The 21,401-nt window shown below is 34.3% G+C and carries 20 protein-coding genes, 1 tRNA gene and 2 riboswitches; of the genes, 4 read left to right on the forward strand and 17 right to left on the reverse strand.

Annotation, left to right across the window (positions count from 1 at the left end; genetic code table 11):
- Nucleotides 1-8: 8 nt before the first annotated feature.
- Nucleotides 9-518 (forward strand): ClbS/DfsB family four-helix bundle protein, encoded by a 510-nt coding sequence (locus tag ACKI3H_RS10130; RefSeq protein WP_407372121.1) that lies wholly within the window; start codon nt 9-11, stop codon nt 516-518.
- Nucleotides 519-580: 62 nt separating this feature from the next.
- Here ACKI3H_RS10130 and ACKI3H_RS10135 read toward each other — a convergent pair whose 3' ends face one another.
- The 7 genes from ACKI3H_RS10135 to ACKI3H_RS10165 form a co-directional block, all read right to left on the reverse strand.
- Entirely contained in the window at nt 581-1,804 is a 1,224-nt protein-coding gene (locus ACKI3H_RS10135; protein WP_407372122.1) for a S1C family serine protease, read from the reverse strand.
- Nucleotides 1,805-2,001: 197 nt separating this feature from the next.
- Entirely contained in the window at nt 2,002-2,814 is an 813-nt protein-coding gene (locus ACKI3H_RS10140; protein WP_407372123.1) for an MBL fold metallo-hydrolase, read from the reverse strand.
- Nucleotides 2,815-3,002: 188 nt separating this feature from the next.
- Complete coding sequence (locus ACKI3H_RS10145; protein WP_407372124.1) at nt 3,003-3,842, reverse strand: two-component system regulatory protein YycI; 840 nt, start codon at nt 3,840-3,842, stop codon at nt 3,003-3,005.
- Between the two features lies 1 nt (nt 3,843).
- Nucleotides 3,844-5,145, reverse strand: a complete 1,302-nt coding sequence (locus tag ACKI3H_RS10150; protein ID WP_407372125.1) for a YycH family regulatory protein — start codon at nt 5,143-5,145, stop codon at nt 3,844-3,846.
- Nucleotides 5,142-6,986, reverse strand: a complete 1,845-nt coding sequence (gene walK / locus ACKI3H_RS10155) for a cell wall metabolism sensor histidine kinase WalK (protein ID WP_407372126.1) — start codon at nt 6,984-6,986, stop codon at nt 5,142-5,144. The genes ACKI3H_RS10150 and walK overlap by 4 nt, the downstream gene beginning before the upstream one ends.
- Nucleotides 6,987-6,992: 6 nt before the next feature.
- Nucleotides 6,993-7,700 carry a response regulator YycF gene (gene yycF, locus ACKI3H_RS10160; protein ID WP_407372127.1) on the reverse strand — a complete coding sequence of 236 codons (708 nt, stop codon included), beginning with the start codon at nt 7,698-7,700 and terminating at the stop codon, nt 6,993-6,995.
- 194 nt (nt 7,701-7,894) lie between these two features.
- Nucleotides 7,895-8,413, reverse strand: a complete 519-nt coding sequence (locus tag ACKI3H_RS10165; RefSeq protein ID WP_407372128.1) for a PTS glucose transporter subunit IIA — start codon at nt 8,411-8,413, stop codon at nt 7,895-7,897.
- A gap of 368 nt (nt 8,414-8,781) precedes the next feature.
- On the opposite strand from ACKI3H_RS10165, the gene ACKI3H_RS10170 reads away from it, so the two are divergent.
- Both ACKI3H_RS10170 and ACKI3H_RS10175 read left to right on the forward strand, forming a co-directional pair.
- Nucleotides 8,782-9,237: a DUF948 domain-containing protein gene (locus ACKI3H_RS10170; RefSeq protein ID WP_407372129.1), complete on the forward strand. Its 456-nt coding sequence runs from the start codon at nt 8,782-8,784 to the stop codon at nt 9,235-9,237.
- Nucleotides 9,238-9,269: 32 nt separating this feature from the next.
- Nucleotides 9,270-9,653, forward strand: coding sequence for a YtxH domain-containing protein (locus tag ACKI3H_RS10175; RefSeq protein ID WP_407372130.1), 384 nt, complete (start codon nt 9,270-9,272; stop codon nt 9,651-9,653).
- Between the two features lie 108 nt (nt 9,654-9,761).
- Here ACKI3H_RS10175 and thiE read toward each other — a convergent pair whose 3' ends face one another.
- The 4 genes from thiE to ACKI3H_RS10195 all read right to left on the reverse strand — a co-directional run bounded on the left by thiE (nt 9,762) and on the right by ACKI3H_RS10195 (nt 13,983).
- A complete protein-coding gene (gene thiE, locus ACKI3H_RS10180) occupies nt 9,762-10,391 on the reverse strand; it encodes a thiamine phosphate synthase (RefSeq protein WP_407372131.1) in 630 nt (209 codons plus the stop codon).
- Entirely contained in the window at nt 10,381-11,196 is an 816-nt protein-coding gene (gene thiD / locus ACKI3H_RS10185) for a bifunctional hydroxymethylpyrimidine kinase/phosphomethylpyrimidine kinase (protein ID WP_407372132.1), read from the reverse strand. Before thiD ends, thiE begins: the two co-directional genes overlap by 11 nt.
- The gene (thiM, locus tag ACKI3H_RS10190) at nt 11,193-11,936 is read right to left on the reverse strand and encodes a hydroxyethylthiazole kinase (protein ID WP_407372133.1); all 744 of its coding nucleotides are present in this window, start codon (nt 11,934-11,936) and stop codon (nt 11,193-11,195) included. The genes thiD and thiM overlap by 4 nt, the downstream gene beginning before the upstream one ends.
- A gap of 182 nt (nt 11,937-12,118) precedes the next feature.
- Nucleotides 12,119-12,217: riboswitch (TPP riboswitch) on the reverse strand.
- A 59-nt stretch (nt 12,218-12,276) separates the two neighbouring features.
- Nucleotides 12,277-12,375, reverse strand: a riboswitch (TPP riboswitch).
- Between the two features lie 147 nt (nt 12,376-12,522).
- Entirely contained in the window at nt 12,523-13,983 is a 1,461-nt protein-coding gene (locus ACKI3H_RS10195) for an alpha-amylase (protein WP_407372134.1), read from the reverse strand.
- Between the two features lie 208 nt (nt 13,984-14,191).
- Here ACKI3H_RS10195 and ACKI3H_RS10200 point away from each other — a divergent pair, with 208 nt between their 5' ends.
- Nucleotides 14,192-14,407: a DUF378 domain-containing protein gene (locus tag ACKI3H_RS10200; protein WP_407372135.1), complete on the forward strand. Its 216-nt coding sequence runs from the start codon at nt 14,192-14,194 to the stop codon at nt 14,405-14,407.
- 67 nt (nt 14,408-14,474) lie between these two features.
- Here ACKI3H_RS10200 and ACKI3H_RS10205 read toward each other — a convergent pair whose 3' ends face one another.
- The 6 genes from ACKI3H_RS10205 to ACKI3H_RS10230 all read right to left on the reverse strand — a co-directional run bounded on the left by ACKI3H_RS10205 (nt 14,475) and on the right by ACKI3H_RS10230 (nt 21,210).
- Nucleotides 14,475-15,287, reverse strand: a complete 813-nt coding sequence (locus ACKI3H_RS10205) for a ZIP family metal transporter (RefSeq protein ID WP_350451438.1) — start codon at nt 15,285-15,287, stop codon at nt 14,475-14,477.
- A 184-nt stretch (nt 15,288-15,471) separates the two neighbouring features.
- Nucleotides 15,472-15,544: transfer RNA gene (locus ACKI3H_RS10210), tRNA-Lys, on the reverse strand.
- 151 nt (nt 15,545-15,695) lie between these two features.
- The gene (locus ACKI3H_RS10215; protein ID WP_407372136.1) at nt 15,696-16,988 is read right to left on the reverse strand and encodes an adenylosuccinate synthase; all 1,293 of its coding nucleotides are present in this window, start codon (nt 16,986-16,988) and stop codon (nt 15,696-15,698) included.
- Between the two features lie 188 nt (nt 16,989-17,176).
- Complete coding sequence (gene dnaB / locus ACKI3H_RS10220; protein ID WP_407372137.1) at nt 17,177-18,559, reverse strand: replicative DNA helicase; 1,383 nt, start codon at nt 18,557-18,559, stop codon at nt 17,177-17,179.
- 190 nt (nt 18,560-18,749) lie between these two features.
- Complete coding sequence (gene rplI / locus ACKI3H_RS10225; protein WP_013709706.1) at nt 18,750-19,205, reverse strand: 50S ribosomal protein L9; 456 nt, start codon at nt 19,203-19,205, stop codon at nt 18,750-18,752.
- Between the two features lie 4 nt (nt 19,206-19,209).
- The gene (locus tag ACKI3H_RS10230) at nt 19,210-21,210 is read right to left on the reverse strand and encodes a DHH family phosphoesterase (RefSeq protein WP_407372138.1); all 2,001 of its coding nucleotides are present in this window, start codon (nt 21,208-21,210) and stop codon (nt 19,210-19,212) included.
- Between the last annotated feature and the right edge of the window lie 191 nt (nt 21,211-21,401).

Here is a 21,401-nt window from a genome sequence, read left to right on the forward strand (position 1 = left end):
AATTTATTATGAAAAAATATCAAACCAAAAATGAATTAATAGACACCGTTAAAGAAGAATACCAAAAATACATCACCGAATTTGATTCTATCCCTGAAGAATTTAAAGACAGGAGAATCCTAGAAGTAGAACAAACTCCTTCTGAAAATTTATCTTATCAGCTTGGTTGGATCAATCTCTTACTTCAATGGGAAAAAAATGAACAACAAGGAAGAACTGTTCAAACCCCTACTGAAGAATACAAATGGAACAATCTTGGTGGATTGTATCAGTCTTTCTATCATGAATATGGAAAATACTCTTTAGTAAAACAAAAAGAACTGTTAACTCAGTTAGTTGAAGAGTTATGCCATTGGGTGGAAAGTCTCTCTGATACTGAATTATTTGAATCCGAACAACGAAATTGGGCTACTACAAAAGCCAAATGGCCTATTTGGAAGTGGATTCACATAAATACAGTTGCACCATTTAAAAATTTCAGAACCAAAATTCGTAAATGGAAAAAAGGTATTAGCTAATGACAAAAAAAATGGAGCCTGAGTTATTATCACTCAGACTCCATTTTCATTTTGAACTTTTATTATAAAGCTGGTTCCGTAGCAGTCATTGTGACCGTCGTTTTTTGAAGTTCACCATTACGATAAAACTCGACTTCAATTTCTTTTCCTAGTTCAGAAGCATAAATTTCTTTACGTAATGATATTGAATCTGTAACTTCTTCACCATTAAATTTCACAATAACATCGTATTGTTCTAATCCAGCGTTTTCGGCTGCTGAGTCTTGTTGAACTTCAGCTACTACAACGCCAGAAGTAACATCTTCAGGTAATTTCAAAACTGATTCTTGTTGTTGTTCAGATATTTCACTTAAATCTAATAAGCTAATTCCCAATACCGGACGAACAACTTCACCGTTTGCTTCTAATTGATTAATAATGCTGACTACATCATTACTTGGAATAGCAAATCCCATTCCTTCGACAGTATCACTAGAGATTTTCATTGAATTGATCCCTATCACTTGACCAGCTATATTGATCAAAGCACCACCAGAATTACCAGGGTTGATAGCTGCATCGGTTTGAAGAGCTGTAACTTCCCAATCTACTACGCCATCGCCTGTAATATCCGTTTCAACACTACGATTTTTAGCAGATATAATCCCTTGAGTAACGGAAGAAGCAAAGTTTGTTCCTAGTGGAGAACCGATTGCAATGGCAGGTTCACCAACAGTCACTGCATCTGAATCACCGAAAGTAGCAACTGTTGTTACTTTTTCAGAAGGAATAGACAATACGGCTAAATCTGTCCAAATATCTGTTCCGATTAATTCAGCTTCAACTTTTGTGCCATCTTTCAAAATAACTTCAATTGCATCCGAACCATCGATAACATGATTATTGGTTACAACATAGGCTGTATCATCATCTTTTTTATAAATTACTCCACTACCTTCACCAGCTGTCTGTAAATTGCCTTCTTCCTCTTGAGTAGTATCTGCCTCAAATGCACCACCTAATCCTCCATCAGCTTGTGATTGCATATTAACAACTGATACAACTGCATCTTCTACTTTAGCGACAGCTTCTGTTACATCAGAGGTCACATCTACACTAACGTTGGTTGTGATTACTTCTCCTGTTTCTTTATCAACCGTTCCTGTACCGGTTTCAGTATTGTTTCCATTATCCGTCGCTGCTAAGTATCCTCCACCTAATGCTGCTACTACAAGCCCACCTATTAGGCCTCCGACAAGTCCATTTTTCCAAGAACCTCTTTTTTTATTTTTTGTTTCCTCACTCATGAATATTCACCCCTTGTAGTCTTTTTATGATGCTAGTATAATCTTTACATTTGAATTTTATATGAAACTTTTGGGACCTTTTTATTAATTCATTATTATATTAACATTAAATCTACTTTACACGATAGTGAATGGTCTTGTACAAAATTAAAAACCTCTCTTGACCTTTAGTCGCGAGAGGATTCCTTTTCAAAATTTTAAACAACGAATAAAGAAGTAGGGACAACTGGATCTGTATCAAATACTAAAAATTTGTCTTCTACTCCTGTTTCTTTTTCTTTTAAAATATTTACAGCTGTTAAATGAGCCAACTCTTTTAAATTATTGTCTTTACTTAGATGACCTAAGTACACTCTTTTCGTAGCGTCACCTATGATTTCAGCTAAAGCTAATGCACCATCTTCATTTGACAGATGACCTTTGTCTCCCAAAATACGCTGCTTTAAATGCCAAGGGTAATTTCCCATTCGCAGCATTTCGAGATCATGATTGCTTTCAAATAAATACGCATCCGCATTCGAAACAATTCCTCTCATACGGTCACTGACATAGCCCGTATCGGTCAACATCACAAAACATTTATCATCTTTATGAAAACTATAAAACTGGGGTGCAATCGCATCATGCGAAACTCCAAAACTTTCAACATCTATATCGCCAATGGTCATTGTTTTTCCCATTTCAAACAAGTATTTCTGTTCCGTTTTAATTGTACCAATTATAGGGGTCATAGCTTCCCACGTTTGTTCATTAGCATATACGTCTAAATGATACTTTCTAGCTAAAACACCTACTCCATGGACATGATCACGGTGTTCGTGTGTGACTAATATCCCATCCAAATCTGCTACATTTCGGTCAATTTTTTTTAACAATTCCGTTATTTTTTTTCCACTTAATCCACTATCAACTAAAATCTTCTTTTTTTCAGATTCTATATATGTCACATTTCCAGAACTTCCGCTGGCAAGAATGCTAACCTTTAAACCATTACTTTCTTTGGATACCATCTAAAAAATCCTCCTCTATTACCTTTATCATTTTACATCAAACTTATATAAATTCAAGTTTTCGTAACGCAAAAAAAGACCCAAAGAAAAGAAGAGTGACAAGACATTTCTTGTACACCTCTTACTTTGGGCCCAACTTTAAACTAAGAAACTCGATTGTTTTAAATCTTCTATTTTAATTTCTAAAACTATTGTGCTGCTGATTCTTCTGCAGCTGGCGTCTCACTCGTTGGCGTTCGTATCATACTACCACTCAATGCATCTACTCGTTCGATCTCGGTACTTCCGCTGTTAACAATTTCAATGTACCACACTGGTGCATACATGCTTAATTTCTCTAGCGAAAGTGTTTTCGAATACGTTAATTTTGGTTTTCCTACAGTAGCATTTGCTTGTATTTCGTCATTTTGATATAAAATTTCAACTGCATTTTTATCGGTTATCAGTTTTCGACTTTCTCCTTGAACAGTAACAGGACCTGCATAGGTTTGATCATAAGAGATGACTTGTTTCTTATTATTCAAATGAAATACAATTTCTGATGTTCCATCTGCAATAGGAATATTATTCGCTATTTGAGAATATACTATTTTTTGCTCTGTTGGACTATAGCTAAAATAACGATATTGTTTACCAAAAAGAACTTGATCACTTAACACAAATTCATCAAGCAATTTAATGTCTTCCTTAGTCAATTCTTCCTCTTCTGACAGAGCCAGTGGGTTAGAAAGTAGGCTCATATAAAGCGAACCATCTTTTTCAACAGTACCAGAACGATTTTTCAACTTATCAATATTATCTTCTAATAAACTATTGGCTTCTGCTTGAACATAAGGTACTTTATTCTCAGTTTCTGAAAATTTTGGCAATTTAATATTTTCATTGTCCATTTCTTCCATAAAATCAATTAATTGATTTGAACTACTAGTATAATAATTTTTATTTTTATCTAGATACGTGAATATCAAAAAGGTATTTAGAAAGAGAAATGTAATAATAAAAATAATTTGAATTCGTTTAAAATCCATTTTATTGACCTCCTTCATTGAAAAGAAGGCTTTGGGCAAGTTGCCATTTGCCATTGATTTTAACATACCAATTAGGCTCTAAATTGATTACACGATCAGATTCCGTACTATTTATCCAAGTATAACCGATTTTTATATCATCGATTTCTTCACTAGTATAACCACTTGCTGATAGAGATTCCAAAATGCTCACACCACTTTGAAGAGTTTTTTGTTCTTCAACGTCTGAAATAGGCGTTTGAGCAATAACTAAAGGAACTTGTAAACGGGACAATCCATCTTCAAAAACGGTTATATGAGTCGTTCCATAATCAGAAAATTCACTAAATACTGGAAATCCTGAAATATAACGACGATAAGTGACTTCTCTCGTAGAATCATTATAGTCAAAATAATGAACATCTGAAGCCCAGTTTTCATACTGAATCAATTCGTTGTAACTTACTCTCAGAGTTTCTGTGATGGATAACTTGTTTTCAGCATTTCGATTACGATAATAAGTTAAAATATTGGTACTTTCGTTTATCTGCAATTCACTAACATAGTCATTGTAGCTAACAACGTTTTCATCATTAGCACTATTTTCTCTTACTTCTGAAGTATCATCAAATAATCGTTCAATAAATAATTGATTTGTTTGCCTTTCAACTAAATAACTTAAATAAGGCAATTCTATTTCTTCTGTTGAAGTATAAACTTGTTTGCCTTCGTCTAAAACAGCATTTGCCAAGTAAGATTTAGCCTTTTCTTCTTCTATCAGTTTATCTATTTTACTTTGATCTATTCCTTCTACTGCTTCACTATAAAACAACTTCGAATGGGTATTATAAAAATAAATCTGATTTAAATTATCTTTTGAAAAATATATACGATTAAATGACCTATCTTGATATTCGCCTGCAAGATTATTAAATAAATCTGGAAAAACACCAAATGAAATATTTTCAACAAAAACCATTTCTAATGCATTGGCTTGACTTAACTTTTCTTCGTATTCTTCATTTGTTAATTCAATCGGTTCATCAATCGCATCTACTTTCCATTTAGTAAATTCTCTAGACATAGATGTTACGATTTCTGTTTGAGTAAATACATTTATTTCGCCATTTTTATGAAGGACAACTTGAGTTGGGCCAAACACCTGCGACATATCGCGTGCGATAGATACAGAAGAGGTTGTTCCTTGACTCGCATTAGTTTCTTCATTAAATTGGCTAGGCATAGTCCAAATCACAAAGGTTAGAAAGAGACTAAGTGCGATAAGAGCTACTAGAACAACTTTTATTATTAAATCTTTCTTCATTCCCAATCATCCTCCTCATACGGAAGATAAGGTAGCGAAATATAAAAAGTTGTTCCTTTTCCCTCCGTACTTTCTGCCCATATTTTACCCTTGTGCTGATGAATTACTTCTTTAGATATAGCTAAACCTAATCCAGTTCCACCCATAGAACGCGCTCTAGCTTTATCAACTCTAAAGAAGCGGTCAAATACATTTGCCAAATCACGTTTAGGAATACCCAGACCTTCATCACTGATACTGATAACGACACTATCATTGGTTTCGATAAGTCCACAAGTAATCGTTCCTCCATCTGGAGAATATTTAATAGCATTATTCATGATATTATCTAAAACTTGAATCATTTTGTCAGCGTCAACTTCAACCCATAATTGTCTATCCGTAAAGTTTCGTTTAATAGAAAAATCTTTTGTTGATTCTTCAGAAGACTGTATCATCATTTCAAAACGTTTTATGACATGATCAAACAACTCATTTACATTAAGATATTCTAAGTCTAACGTACCTTTACCAGAATCCATACGGGATAAATCCAACAGATCTTTGATCATACGAATCATACGATCTGTTTCTTCTTGTGTTACTTGTAAAAATTGCGGAGCGATTTCCGGATCTTTCCATGCGCCATCTAGTAAAGCCTCTAAATAACTTCTCATACTTGTTAAAGGCGTTCTGAGTTCATGAGAAACATTTGAAACAAATTCTTTTCGCTCATTTTCTATTTTTTCTTGTTTTGTTACATCATGCAATACACAAACGATTCCACTGATAAAACCAGTTTCTCTTTGAATAAGAGTAAATTCACCACGCAAAGTTACTGGTATCTCATCATTTGAAAAATCAAAATACATATCTTTTTCATTTTCCAATAATTTACGTAACGTATATTCTTTATCTATTTTTAATACTTTTAAAATTGAAACACCTAGAGCCATTTCCTGGGAAATATTCAACATTTCCATAGCTTTGTCATTGATAATAACAATAACTCCTCTTCGATCTGTGGCGATAACTCCATCTGTCATGTGGGTCAATACACTATTTAAACGTCTCCGTTCAGATTCTGTCGTTTCTTGAGCTTCCTCAACCTTGGTTGACAAGTCATTTATTGCCATGGATAAAATACCTAATTCATCTTTACTATAAACTTTAACTTGCCCAGAATAATCGCCATCCGCCATTTGAATCGTTTGCTGTGTCATTTCAGTGATAGGCTTTGTTATTGCCCGGGAAATAAATAGGGCCAAAATAACGGTTAATGCTACTGCTATTAAAGAAGAATTAAGAAAAATAAGCGTTATTTCGCTGATTTGTTCATAGACACTTTCGATATTTGTCGTTAACGCTATTACACCTAATATTTCATTTGAGCCGTCACTTGCAATAATAGGAGAAACCAACTTCCAGATTCGGTCGTTGGTCGTTTGATCTCTGTATTGGCTGGTGACTGTATTTCCCAGCAGTAACGCTTGTTGGACATCCTTGTCATTTGTTTTACTACCAACACTATTTTGCTGAGTGCTGTCACTCGTCCCTAATAAATAGTGTTGGGCATCAATAATTTGAACTTCTAAAATCCCATTTCCTGAAAAATCTTCAATCAACCGTTCAATTTCGGTACTATCTTCTGCTGTTTCGTCATCAAATAAAATAGGCTGAATAGTGTTGTCTAAAAAGCCTACTTGAAGTCTTTTTTCTTCTTGGAAGTTAGTGACTAACTGTGTTTCTAATTGTCTAACAAAATACGTTCCAATTAATTCTAATGCCACCAGTAACAGAATAATGAACACGAAAATTATTTTGAAATCAATAGATTGAAAAAAAGTGATCTTTTTCTTCATGAAACATTACTCCTGTTCAGGATTTCTTAAATAATAGCCAACTCCACGTCTTGTTACAAGCCAAGTTGGGTGACTAGGGTTGTCTTCTATTTTTTCTCTTAATCTTCTAACCGTTACATCGACCGTTCTTACGTCACCAAAATAATCATAGCCCCAAACCGTTTGTAACAAATGTTCTCTGGTCATTACTTGACCTAAATGTTTAGCTAAATAATGCAGCAACTCAAATTCACGGTGTGTTAATTCAATTGTAACTCCTCTTTTAGAAACAATGTAAGCATCTGGATGAATTGTTAGAGCACCTACTTCAATATCATTTGTTTCAATTTCTTCAACGACAGGAGTCTTAGCGTTATCATGTCTTCTTAAATTTGCTTTTACACGCGCTGTCAATTCTCTATTAGAGAAAGGTTTTGTGACATAATCATCCGCACCAAGTTCTAATCCAAGTACTTTATCGATTTCTGAGTCTTTTGCTGTAACCATAATGATAGGCATATCATGGTTTTTACGTACTTCGCGACAAACTTCTAGTCCATCTTTTTTAGGAAGCATTAAGTCTAAAATGATAAGATCTGGTAATACTTCTTCTACTTTTTCTAAAGCTTCTTCTCCATCATATGCAGTAAACACTTCATATCCTTCTTTTGTTAAATTAAATTTAACGATATCTGAAATTGGTTTCTCATCATCAACTACTAATATTTTTTTCAAAATGAAACCTCCTTGGAATTTCTACTTTTTTATGATTGTTTTTATATTAATGGTATATTGCTTTTTAATTAATTTGCTGTAAGAATGACAAACTATTCTACCTTTCATTATACCGAACATACGGTAAGAGTGCAAAAACAAAATCAAGAGCTACATGCATGCTCTTGATTTTGTATCATTGAATAACTATTTTTTTAATAACCCTCGATAGTTAATGCAATTGTTTTCCCTGCTTGAGCTTCGACTTCATTATTTGGTTTGAACATATAACGGTAGTTTTCATTTTCTCCATTTATCACAATAACTGGTATAAACAAGCGACAACCGCGACTAATAAGATATTCCTGATCGAACTTTACCAACGGGTCCCCTTGTTTAACAGTCATCCCTTTTTTTAAATGCGTTTCAAAACCTTCTCCATTTAAGGTTACCGTATCTAAACCAACATGAACTAAAACTTCTAATCCGTCATCTGTGCGAATTTCGAATGCATGAGATGCATCTGCTACTTGAAATAACTTTCCGCCAACAGGTGCACAAACTACATTAGAAGTCGGAATCATAGCAAAACCTTCTCCTATCATCTTCTCAGAAAACACAAGATCTGGCACTTCTTCTATCGGTATCATACTACCATCTGTTACAGCTACCAATGATGCCTTTTTCTTACCTAACCATTTGTTTTGTGCTTCTTGTTTTGAAGTTACGTCCATTCCAATAAATCCTCCAATACCTCATTCTTTTTTATTCATCACTTCATCTTTTCCCAATATTTATTTTATCTTTAATTGTACCGGATTCTAAATGCTTTGACCATCTTTAAAAAAAATCTATCTAAATTCATTCGTTATTTAATCCAGAGTAATTAAAAATTTTAAATTATCTTCATTTTTATACATCAGTCAAATTTTACAATAATGCGATTTCATTTTATTTGGCTATTCCTATATTTAATGGTATTCTTATAGAAAATAAAGGTAACCGGATACTCGTTGATAAAATGAGTGTATGCTTTACCTATTTCTTATTAAGTTAAACCCATTTTCAACTCTATCTTTAATGAAAGGAGCGTAAAAGCTAAATGTCAATCGAATTTATCATAGCTATTGGTATCGTGGTTTTAGCCTTGGTTGCTTTAGTTATTGTCGGAATACTCATTGGGAAAAAGGTAGGGAGTTTGATGAAAGAAATTAATTCAACTCAGACTACTGTTCAAGATCAAATAAACCATTTTACAAAAGAAACAGATGCTATCACAAGTAAAATAGACAATATGACTACTCGAGTAGATAGTATGACAAAAGATGTAGCTGTTAAACAAGCTTATATTTCTGATTTTACTCAGACAACAGCTGATTTTGGAGAATCTATCAACGATTTAAAACAAAATAGCACTAAAGTCGCTTCCCATTTTCTTTCTAGTTCAAGGAGAAAAGTAAAAGTTACTCCTCCTCGAATAACAAAAGTAGGAAAAACAGCTTTAAAAATGTACCAAAGTAGAAAAAATAGAACAAAAAAACGTTTTTCATTTAACTAAACTAAATCAATTTAGAAAAGGGGAACTTTGTTATGGCTAATAGTTTTACTAGAACTTTATTTGTAGGAGCTGCTGCTGCAGTTACTGCTTTATTACTCGCTCCTAAATCAGGAAAAGAATTACGACAAGATATCAAAGCACAAGCAAACGATTTGAAAGATCAAGCAATGGATCAAGTAAATAGTTTTGCTGATGAAGTGAAACAAAGCTACAAAGAAGTTGAAGAGGAAATCAGCTATACTGATCCTGAATTAGCTGCTACCATTGAAGATATTGAAACAGACTTAAATTTACACACTGAACCACTTGATAATTCAGAATTTACAGGTGCTGTGGAAGTTCCACCAACATCTGTAGTTGAAGACTTATCTAATGCTCCTGAATTATCTGTTGAAGATAGACGTGGACAATTATAGACCTAAAAACAATACTCCCGCTAATGATGTTCTCATTAGCGGGAGTATTGTTTTTTTATGACTATTCAACTAATAGGAAACTGGTACTAGACCCTTTAAACCATTAATTTATTTTTTCGTTAGAAGGAGATTCTTGACGGTTTGTTCAATATCTTTACTATGACAGATATCTGAAATAACAGCCACTCCGTCTGCTCCTGAAGAACGAACATCCCTAGCATTTTCTTCTGTAATTCCACCTATACCCACAATTGGGAAGTTACCAATCTGTTTTCGCATAGCCTTTAAAAAATGTAATCCCGCAGGAGGTTTCGCATCTTTTTTAGATTGAGTTTTATGGATTGGTCCAATTCCTATATAATCTGCTCCATTAAGTAGTGCCTGTTCCATTTCTTTAGAACTGTGTACAGAAACACCTACTATTTTTCCTTTCGCTTGTTTACGAAACGTAGCAAGAGCTAGATCTTCTTGTCCAATATGAATACCATCAGCATCTAGTTTGAGTGCAAGTTCAACATCATCGTTGACGATAAACGGCACTTGGTATGCTTGACACATTTTTTGGCAAGTACGGGCAAACTCTTCATAAACGATACCTGTTAGTGCCCCTTCACCTTTTTCACGTAATTGGAAACAGGTAATACCTGCTTTCAACGCTTCTTCAAGTATTTTCAAAGGATCTTTTGTGCAGTTCATTGTTCCCATTATAAAATAGACGCTCAATACATTACGATCCACTTACTTCTACCTCACAGATTCCTTGTTGACGATTATAAGCAAAGTGATTTGTTGGACCATGTCCATTTCCAATATGAAGAGGAGTAGAAATGGCTAAATGAATAAATTTTTTCGCTTCAATAATCGATTCCTTTATCGATAGTCCTTTTGCTATATTTGCTGTAAGTGCTGCTGAAAATGTACAACCTGTTCCATGTGTATCTTTTGTTTGGATACGAGGGGTAGTTATTGAAAAAGAGTCCAGACGAGAATACACTCTGTCTTTTGCCTGTTCTCCATCTAAATGACCTCCTTTGATAACGACACATTCAACTCCCATTTGAAGAATTTCCTGTGCAGCTTTTTCAATATCTTTAACCTCTTTAATTCGTTTACCTGTTAACAGTTCTGCCTCAGGAATATTAGGCGTACAAATTGTTGTATAAGGAAAAAGTTTTTTTATTAACGTTGTGATTGCTTCATCCTGTAAAAGACTTGCTCCACCCTTAGCAATCATCACGGGATCAACGATCAATGGGATGTCTTGTTGTTGGATGATTTTAGCTACAACTTCAATAATTTCAGTTGAGAATAACATGCCTGTTTTAATGGCTTTTATAGAAAAATCATCCAACACAGTTTGTAATTGTTGCTGTACAAAACTTGGCGATACTTCAAAAATGCCGTGGACTCCTAGTGTATTTTGGTCAGTTAATGCTGTAATGGCTGTTGTTCCAAATACACCAAGTTCTTGAAATGTTTTTATGTCTGCTTGAATTCCAGCCCCACCACCGGAATCGGATCCGGCAACTGTTAATGCAATCATTTCTCAACCTCCGATAGCTCTTGTAAGGTGTTCATAAAGTGTAAGACAAACGTTCCTACCTCATTTGTACTATGCTCAGCAGCTTTTTTATAGTCTTTTAACGTTGTTGCTAAATCTTGCAGTTGATTTGTACCTCCAGTAGCAAGAGATGCTGCGCAGATTGCACTTAATAAACACCCTGTACCTGTAATATGTGTTGTCAGCTCTTTTCCTCCTGAAATATCTAGTTCTTCATATCCATTTGTTATAAAATCTGATTCACCTGTTACAATGACAAAGCACTTATACTGTAAAGATATTCTCTTTGCTACTAGAGCAATATCTATTTCACCTGTGCCACTGTCTACACCTTTTGATTGCCAAACCTCACCTGCAATGGCCGCTAATTCTCCTGCATTACACCGAATCAAATTAAACTGAACATTCTTTAAAAGTAGCTGAACCAATTGTTTCCGGTAACTTGTAGAACCAACGCCTACAGGATCCAACACAATAGGAATGGATAATTCATTGGCTTTTTTCCCAGCCAGCATCATAGCTTCTGCTGTACGGTCGTTCACAGTCCCAATATTAATAAGTAATGCTTGAGCAATCGATACTATTTCAGTTATCTCGTTCACTTCATCAGCCATAATAGGTGAAGCACCGACTGCAAGTAAACCATTCGCCGTAAAATTAGCGACCACATAGTTTGTCATGCAATGTACTAAAGGAGCTGTCTTTTTTATTTGCGATAACATGTTTCATTCCTCTTTCCTACAATTTTTTGTCTACCATCTTGAATTACTGCTTTCTTAATCTTATTAGTTCTAAAAATCTATCTGTCATTTCTTTTCAAAAAATTACTACGCTCACTCCTCCTTTATTTTGAACGTAAGCAAAAAAGCCTCTATAAAAATCGTAGAGGCTAAAAAAGTGTATAAGAAAACCACTAATCGCTCCCTACGTCAGTATTAACTAACAGGTTCAAAGGGTCAGGTTTTAACCTTCTCAACACAAGTGTGTCCCCCCGCAATTAAAAGTTTTACAAAAGAAAAGAACTCCCCCTAAAAAAGGAGAGCTCAGTACGTATAATGGAATACATATGTACATTGTGCTCCCTACGTTAGTGTTAACTAACAGGTTCAAAGGGTCAGGTTTTAACCTTCTCAACACACATGTGTCCCCCTGCAAAACATTTAATTACTTATAATCTTACTACAGACAAACTATTTAATCAATTCTCTTAAGTAAGCAGTAATTAAGAGTAGAAAAAAATAAACTAATAAATAGACTGAAAAGTCTATTCATTAGTTAGCAAAAATTTATTTTTTTCTTTTAGTTTAATTATTCTTCTTTATTAACCCATACAGATATGGATCCACCTTCTACAAGAAAATGACCATTTCCTTCTTCATCAATAGTTACTGTATCCTTGCAATGCCCTAAATAATCTTCATAAATGAATCCCTTTTTTTCTTTTCCTACAAACATGTCTTTATATCCAGTTTCACTATTTGAAATGACTATAGCGCATCCATTAGGGTACTCTTCATTTCCTGAACGTGTCCAGCCAATACAATTACCATGGTCAAAATAATCGGTTTGATCGCCATATGCATACTGTTTTTTTACATAAAGTAATTTATCGATCATGTCACGATGCGGTTCAATCGGATTTTCTCCTTTTATACCATAATAATCACCATAAAAGAGTACAGGATATCCTTCTTTCCTTAAGAAAATGACTCCATACGCTATAGGTTTAAACCAAGGTTCAACAAATGATTCAAGTGATTGGCTTGGTTGTGAATCATGATTGTCTACAAATGTGACAGCTTGCATAGGATTATTTTTGATTAACGTTTGATCAAATAAATGTGTTAAATCAAATTCTCGACCCATTTTAGAAGCATTTTCTAATTGATGATGTAAACCTACATCGAATAAATCCAACTTGTAATCTTGACTATCTAAATAACTCTTCAGATTTGTATAGTCTTGATCCCAATACTCTCCTACAATAAAGAACTGTTTGCCAAATTTAGCTTCTATGCTTTCACGTAGTTCAGAAATAAATTTCTCGTTTATGTGTTTAACAGCATCTAACCTAAATCCATCAACTCCAGTTTCTTCAATAAACCAGTTGGCCCATTTTTTGGTTTCTTCAATGACTTCAGGATGACTATAATCAATATCCGCAAACATCAAGTAATCATAGTTGCCGAATTCATTATCTACCGTCTCATCATCTGCCCAACCCTTATGTTGACCTTCAATACGATAAATAGCTTTTTTTTCAGTCTCCTGATTGTAATCTGTTCCAGAAAAATGATACCAATGCCAGTGAAAATCAGAATACTTTCCTTTTCTGCCTGGAAACGTAAATTCTGTCCATCCTTCAATTTCATAAGCATCACTAATCTTTTGATTACGATCATCCGGATTCACTTCAACCGCTTTGAATCGTTCAGTTTTATCTGCGCCTGCTTTATGGTTCAAAACGACATCTGCATAAACTTGTATGTCATATTTGTGTAGCTCATCAATAGCTGCAATCAATTCTTCCTTAGTTCCATATTTTGTACGTACTGTACCTTTTTGATTAAACTCTCCTAAATCATATAAATCATAAATTCCATAGCCGTTATCATTTTTGTCTAGACCTTTAAAGCAAGGGGGAATCCACACACTTGTTACACCTATTTCATGTAAATGTTTTGCATCTTCTTTTAACCGTTCCCAATGCTTTCCATCATTTTCTACATACCATTCGAAATACTGCATCATCAGTCCATTTTTATGCATGATCTTCATCCTTTCAATAAATACTCCATTATCTAGCCAATTACTTAATCTCTTGCTTACTCAAAAATTCAACTTTAGTGATTTTTACAATTTTACCATTTTTCTATCAAAAAGAATAATAACAAGAATTTCTTTTTCAAGTCACATTAATCGACAACCAATTCTAAACCAAGTATAGTTACTTTATCAAATAAAGGAGGTTATCTAGATGAAAGCATTGGACAGTATTGCATTAGCACTACTAATTGTTGGCGGTTTAAACTGGCTCTTGGTTGGACTATTTGAATTTGATCTCGTTGCTACAATTTTTGGCGGACAAACATCGTTGTTATCTAAAATCGTTTATATCATCGTTGGTTTATGTGCATTGTATTCCTTAAAATTCTTCCCTTTATTAAATTCAGATCGCAGAGATAGACACTAATATATTTTAAAAAAGGGACTCAACAATTTACTGTTGAGTCCCTTTTTTGCATATCCATTTGATTCTTCTACCCAAGTGCTACATCTAGAATCATCATAATTGTAAAACCAATCATCAACCACATAGATGCTAAATCTTTATTACCATTTTCTTGAGAACCAGGTATAACTTCCTCTGCAACAACAAAAATCATAGCTCCAGCAGCAAAACTTAAAGCATAGGGAAGTAATGGTTCCATTACTGTAACAGCTAATACACCTACTATAGCGGCGATTGGTTCAACAGCACCCGAAAGTTGACCATAGTAAAAACTTTTTGCTCTAGACATGCCATCACGTCTCAGAGGCATGGACACAGCCGTTCCTTCTGGGAAATTTTGAATTCCCATACCAATTGCTAAAGCAACCGCTCCAGCGATAGAAGCTTCTGGATTACCTGTTGCAACTGATCCAAAGGCAACCCCTACTGCTAAACCCTCAGGTATATTATGCATCGTAATCGCTAAAACTAATAATGTACTACGTTTTCTCTTTTGAGGATTTACCCCTTCTGCTTCTGTTGGAGGCATATTAGGATTTAAATGAGGTAAAACATTATCTGCACTCCATAAAAAGATACCACCTAACATGAAACCAATAGCAGAAGGCATCCATGCTGGTAACGGACCGCTTTCAGCCATTGAAAGAGCTGGCGCTAAAAGTGACCAAAAACTTGCCGCAATCATTACTCCTCCAGCAAAACCAAGCATACCATCCATTAATTTTTGGTTAACATTCTTAGTAGAAAATACTAAAGAAGCTCCTAAAGCTGTCATTCCCCATGTAAAGAGCGTAGCAATTATCGTTTGTACTAGTGGACTTAATGAACTCATAAATTCAATCAATTACTTCACTCCTTTTAATAAAAGCCAACTATTTTATTCTTCCTATTCAGTATAATGCTCTTTTATTTTTTTCACAAACAGTTGAATGTAGAAGCAATGAACAAATAAAAAAGAGACGCAATAAACGTTTTCAAAATGCTTTCGCACCAACGTTTATTCGTCTCGTGGGTTTGGCACCCAATGGGCTGTGGGGGGCTCGAACCCTCGACCCGCTGATTAAGAGTCAGCTGCTCTACCAACTGAGCTAACAACCCATTTTTTACCTTTTTACTTACAAAATATAGTTTAACACATTTTATTGTTTTTATGTAAAAAATAGCCAAAAAAGATCCTTTTTGTAACTTTTATTAACTAAAAAAAATTAACCAAACAAAAAAGCTTTTTGCTTGGTTAACCGTTAATTTATTAGACTTGTGCCCAAACACTTTCTAAGATATTTGTTTGGTCGCGATCGGGTCCAACTGAGAACGTTGAAATACGAACTCCCACTAATTCAGAAATGCGGTGTACATAATTTCTTGCGTTTTCAGGAAGATCTGCTAAAGTACGACATCCTGTAATATCTTCACTCCAACCTGGTAATTCTTCGTAAATTGGTGTACATTCAGCTAGCTCTTTTAAACTTGCTGGATAATGCAGAATTTCTTCTCCGTTGCGTTCATAAGCTGTACAAATCTTAACCGTCTCTAAACCACTTAAAACATCAATTGAGTTTAAAGAAAGATTAGTGATTCCAGATACTCGTTTTGAATGACGCATCACTACAGTATCAAACCAACCAATACGACGTGGGCGTCCAGTAGTTGTACCATATTCACGACCAACATCACGGATACGTTGTCCTACTTCGTCAAATAATTCAGTTGGGAACGGACCATCTCCAACACGTGAAGTGTATGCTTTACACACGCCAACTACTTTATCAATTTTTGAAGGACCAACACCACTACCGATAGTTACTCCACCAGCTACTGGATTAGAAGAAGTAACGAAAGGATACGTACCTTGATCAATATCCAACATAACTCCTTGAGCTCCCTCAAACAAAACACGTTTACCATCATCTAAAGCATCATTTAATACTACTGATGTATCACAAACATACTGTTTAAGTTCTTGTCCATATTGATAGTACTCTTCAAAAACATCTTCAAAGTCAATTGCACTAGAATCATACATTTTTACAAAACTACGATTTTTTTCTTCTAAATTAATGCGCAAGCGTTCTTCAAAAATTTCTTTATCTAGTAAATCAGCAATGCGGATACCGATACGAGCCGCTTTATCCATATATGCTGGTCCAATTCCTTTAATCGTTGTTCCAAGTTTTTGATCACCTTTAGAATCTTCTTGTAATTGATCTAATTGAATATGATAAGGCAGGATAACATGAGCACGATCAGAAATACGTAGATTCTCTGTTGTTATTCCTTTGTCATGTAAATAAGCTAACTCTTTAATAAGTGCTTTAGGATTTACAACAACACCATTTCCAATAACACTGATTTTATCTTTAGAGAAAATTCCTGATGGGATTAAATGCAATTTGTAAGTTTCACCATCAAATTGAATAGTATGTCCGGCATTGTCGCCACCTTGATAACGTGCAATGACTTCCGCATTTTCACTTAGAAAGTCCGTAATTTTACCTTTTCCTTCATCGCCCCATTGTGTACCAACGACTACTACTGAAGACATATGAACACCTCATTAATTTTTTTTTTTACCCAAATACTTATTAATTTTAGCAGTAAATGATGATTGTTTCAACAAAAAAGCGAATATTTCATTTCATTTTAACCAAAACAACCGAAATAAACGAACATTTTTTTTTTTTTTGCTAAAAAAAAAGACAAAATGCGAACAATATCTCGCATGAGTCTTTTTTAACGTTGGGACATATCATCAGGATAATAGCTTAATGAAGAAAATTTGTTATACTCTTTTATAAATAAAAGTTTAACTGTACCCCTTGCACCACTTCTATTTTTTTCAATAATGACTTCAATCACATTGTCTTCACCGGCAGATCCATCATCATCATCTTCTCCCTCTTCGCGATCATAATAATCATCACGGTATAAAAAAGCTACAATATCAGCATCTTGTTCAATTGATCCAGATTCACGGATATCACTTAAAACTGGACGTTTATCTTGCCGTTGTTCCACGCCACGCGATAATTGAGACAACGCTATAACAGGAACTTTTAATTCTTTTGCTAATTTTTTTAACTGACGAGAAATTTCAGAGACTTCTTGTTGTCTGCTTTCACGTCCAGTACCTTCAATTAATTGCAGATAATCAATCAATACTAAACCAAGGTTGCCTTTTTCTTGTTTTAATCGACGACATTTAGCACGAATTTCAGCTATTCTAATTCCTGGTGTATCATCAATGTAAATGTTGGCTTTTGATAAACTACCCATAGCTACAATCAGGCTTTGCCATTCTTCTTCTGATAACGTCCCAGTTCTCAAATGACCAGCATCTATACTTCCTTCTGCACAAAGCATCCGGTTGACCAATGATTCTGCTCCCATTTCTAAACTAAAAATAGCAACTGTCTCATCCGTCTTTGTTCCTATATTTTGAGCAATATTTAAAGCAAACGCCGTTTTCCCTACAGCGGGACGTGCAGCTAAGATAATCAATTCTTCTTTTTGTAATCCAGCTGTCATTTTATCTAAAGCTTGATAACCAGTCGGCAAACCAGTAATTTCTTCATTATTTTGATAAAGTTGGTCTATCTGAGCAATAGAACTGTTCAATACGTCTGAGATGGCTAAAAAACCGCTCCTGTTACGTCTTTCAGATACTTCAAGAATACTGCGCTCTGCCTCATCTAGAATTGAAGCTAGCTCGTCTCCTTCTTCATATCCTTTGGTAACGATATCTGTTGCTGTATGGATTAAATTTCTTAAAATAGCTTTTTGTTCTACTATTTTTGCGTAATATTCCATATTAGCAGCTGTTGGGACAGACACAGCTAACTCAGCTAGGTAAGCCATTCCACCAATGTCTTCTAATTGATTTTTAGATTCTAATGCATTGGTTACCGTAACGATATCAATAGCTTCATTATGGTTATTTAATTCTAGCATTGCTTGAAAAATCAATTGATGCCCTCGGCGATAAAAGTCTTTGGACTCAATAAATTCTAAAGCACCGACAACCGTTTCAGGATCTAAAAATATTGAACCTAAAACAGCTTGTTCTGCTTCTATACTCTGTGGTGGTAAGCGATCTTGAAAAGCTTCTTGTACCAATAAATTCTCTCCCTTTCACTATCAACAGTACGATTATTTTGCATAAAATTGTTGTATTCAATTCTATTATTTTACCTTAAAAAGACTTGAAACACAATCTAGAACACGGAACATTTGTTCCGAAATCGTTACTTAAAAAAAAAGTATTTGACTCTTATCATGCTACTGAGCCAAATACTTTTTTACAAATTTAATTTTCTGGTAAAACTCTTACTGTTATAGTAGCAACTACTTCTGGGTGAATCTTCACATCAATTTTCATTGAAGTCAAACTTCTAATAGGGACAGGCAACTCAATTTTACGTTTATCAAGTTTTATATTTAACTGTTTTTGAGCTGCAGCAGCGATTTGTTTTGTTGTAACAGAACCAAACAGACGACCATCTTCAGCAGCTTTTGTTTTGATTTCAATGGCATTTTCATCTTTTTCAAGAAATTCTTTTACCTTTTTAGCTTCTTGTAGAATCTCTTCTTCTTTTTTCTCGTCGGCTTTTATTTTACCGTTTAATTCACTAATACTAGCTGAAGTAGCTTCTTTTGCTAAGTTGTTTTTCAATAAAAAGTTATGTGCATACCCATCAGCAACGTTTTTCACCTCGCCTTTTTTACCTTTACCTTTTACATCTGCTAAAAATATAACTTTCATACTTTTATTCCTCCTTAGTTTTATTTAAAATAACTTCACGCAATTCTTCTTTTGCTTCTTTTATCGTAATGTTTTCTAATTGCGTAGCTGCGTTGGATAAATGTCCACCACCACCTAGCTGTTCCATAATAACTTGAACATTTATTTCACCTAAACTGCGGGCACTAATGCCAATTTTATTATCTGTACGCTTAGTAATAACAAAAGCTGCATCTATGTTAGACATAGAAAGCATCGTATCAGCTGTTTGTGCTGCTACCACTGTATCATAAATAGTATTCTCTTCACCAACAGCAATGGCTATATTTTTAGTCACAAATTCAATAGTTTCAATTAAATGGCTACGAAGCAAGTAAGTTTCTTTATCTTCTTTTAATAATCGTTGGATCATAACTGCATCTGCACCACAAGACCTTAAGTAACTTGCAGCATCAAAAGTACGAGATCCTGTTCTGAGAGAAAAACTATTGGTATCTACAATAATTCCACCTAATAGCGCAGTAGCTTCAATCTTATTTATAGGGTCTGCTTCTTCTGATTGGTATTCGAACAGTTCTGTAATCAGTTCAGCTGACGATGAAGCATAAGGTTCGATGTAAACTAAAGCTGGATTTTCTGGAAAAGCTTCTCCACGACGATGATGATCAATAACAACTACCTTATTTGTTCGAGAAATTAAATCTGGAGCTATCCCCATAGATGGACGGTGGAAATCGACTAACACAACTAAACTGTTGTTTGTAATCATTTTCTCAGCAACAGCTGGTGATATAATATAACGACTAATTTCATTGTCCTTTTCTACTTCCTTCATTAATTTAGAAATATCTTTGCTAAATTCATCGGGATTTACAATAACCCAAGCTTCTTTGTTGTTCATTTCTGCAATTCTCCTAATGCCTAATGAAGCACCAATGGCATCCAAATCAGGATACTTATGTCCCATAATAAAGATTTGATCCGATTGTTTCATTAACTCTTGAAGTGCTTGACTAATCATTCGAGAGCGAACACGCGTTCTTTTTTCCATAGGATTCGTTTTTCCACCATAATAACGTGGTTCAGCATCATATCCTTTTACAACAACTTGGTCTCCACCTCTACCTAAAGCCAAATCCAAATTACTTTGAGCTAATTTAGATAATTCACTTAAATCTTCAGATCCATACGCAATACCTATACTCAATGTTAGAGGAGAATTTTGTTTTGAAGTTCTTTCTCTAATCTGATCGACAATACTAAATTTTTCTTCTTCCATTTTAGCTAAAGACCTTTTGTGCATCATCACAATAAAGCGATCTTCTGTTATACGTTTTAGGTATACATGATGTAATTTAGCCCAATTAGATAATTGAGTGGTAATAAAGTTATCTAAATTAGATATATTTCGATCGGTCATTCCTTGAGTGATTTCATCATGATTATCAACAAATATATTTCCAATAACTATTTGTTCTTCATCATACTTAGATTGAATGATAGCGTATTCTGTAATATCCATAAGATAAACAACTCTAATATCTTTTTGAACAATGATTTGGAAAACTTTGTCGCCCCATTTTGCTTTTTTCAATCCAGAGTCTCGGCTTTCTTTAACAAGTAATGCTAATTCGCTATCAACGTCTTCTAACTGTTTACCCAGTACTTCTTGGTAACCTAAATGCGATTGCAAATAAGGGTTAATCCATTGCAATTGTAAGTTTTCATTAAATAAAAGAATACCAATGGGCATCTTTATTAGAGCTTCTTGCTCTCCGCGTTTAATTCGAAAAGCTAAATCTGAAATGTATTTTTTATTTTCAATGGATAATCTCTTTGCCAAATCATACATTAAAAATAACACCACCATAAAAACAACTAATAACGCTAAACCGATACCAATATTAGCGATAAATCCCAAAGCAATTGTAACTAATTGAAACACCATTATAATGGCTATAATAGTTTGGATTTTTTTATCATTTAAGAATTCTGGAAGTTTTTCTTGAGATAGTTTCTTATTCATAACAGGCCCCTTTTTCCATCTCTATCCTAATTAAAGTTCAACCTCTATTTTACCACTTGTTCTCTAAGTAGACAACTTGTTTCACATGAAACAATTCTACCGAAAAGTTCCACGTGAAACATATTTTTTATTGAGTATCTTTTAAAAATTAGAATGACAGTTGAATGAAAAAAATAAAAAGAGTCGAGACA

It is taken from the genome of Carnobacterium sp. (assembly GCF_045617425.1).
Classification (GTDB): domain Bacteria; phylum Bacillota; class Bacilli; order Lactobacillales; family Carnobacteriaceae; genus Carnobacterium_B.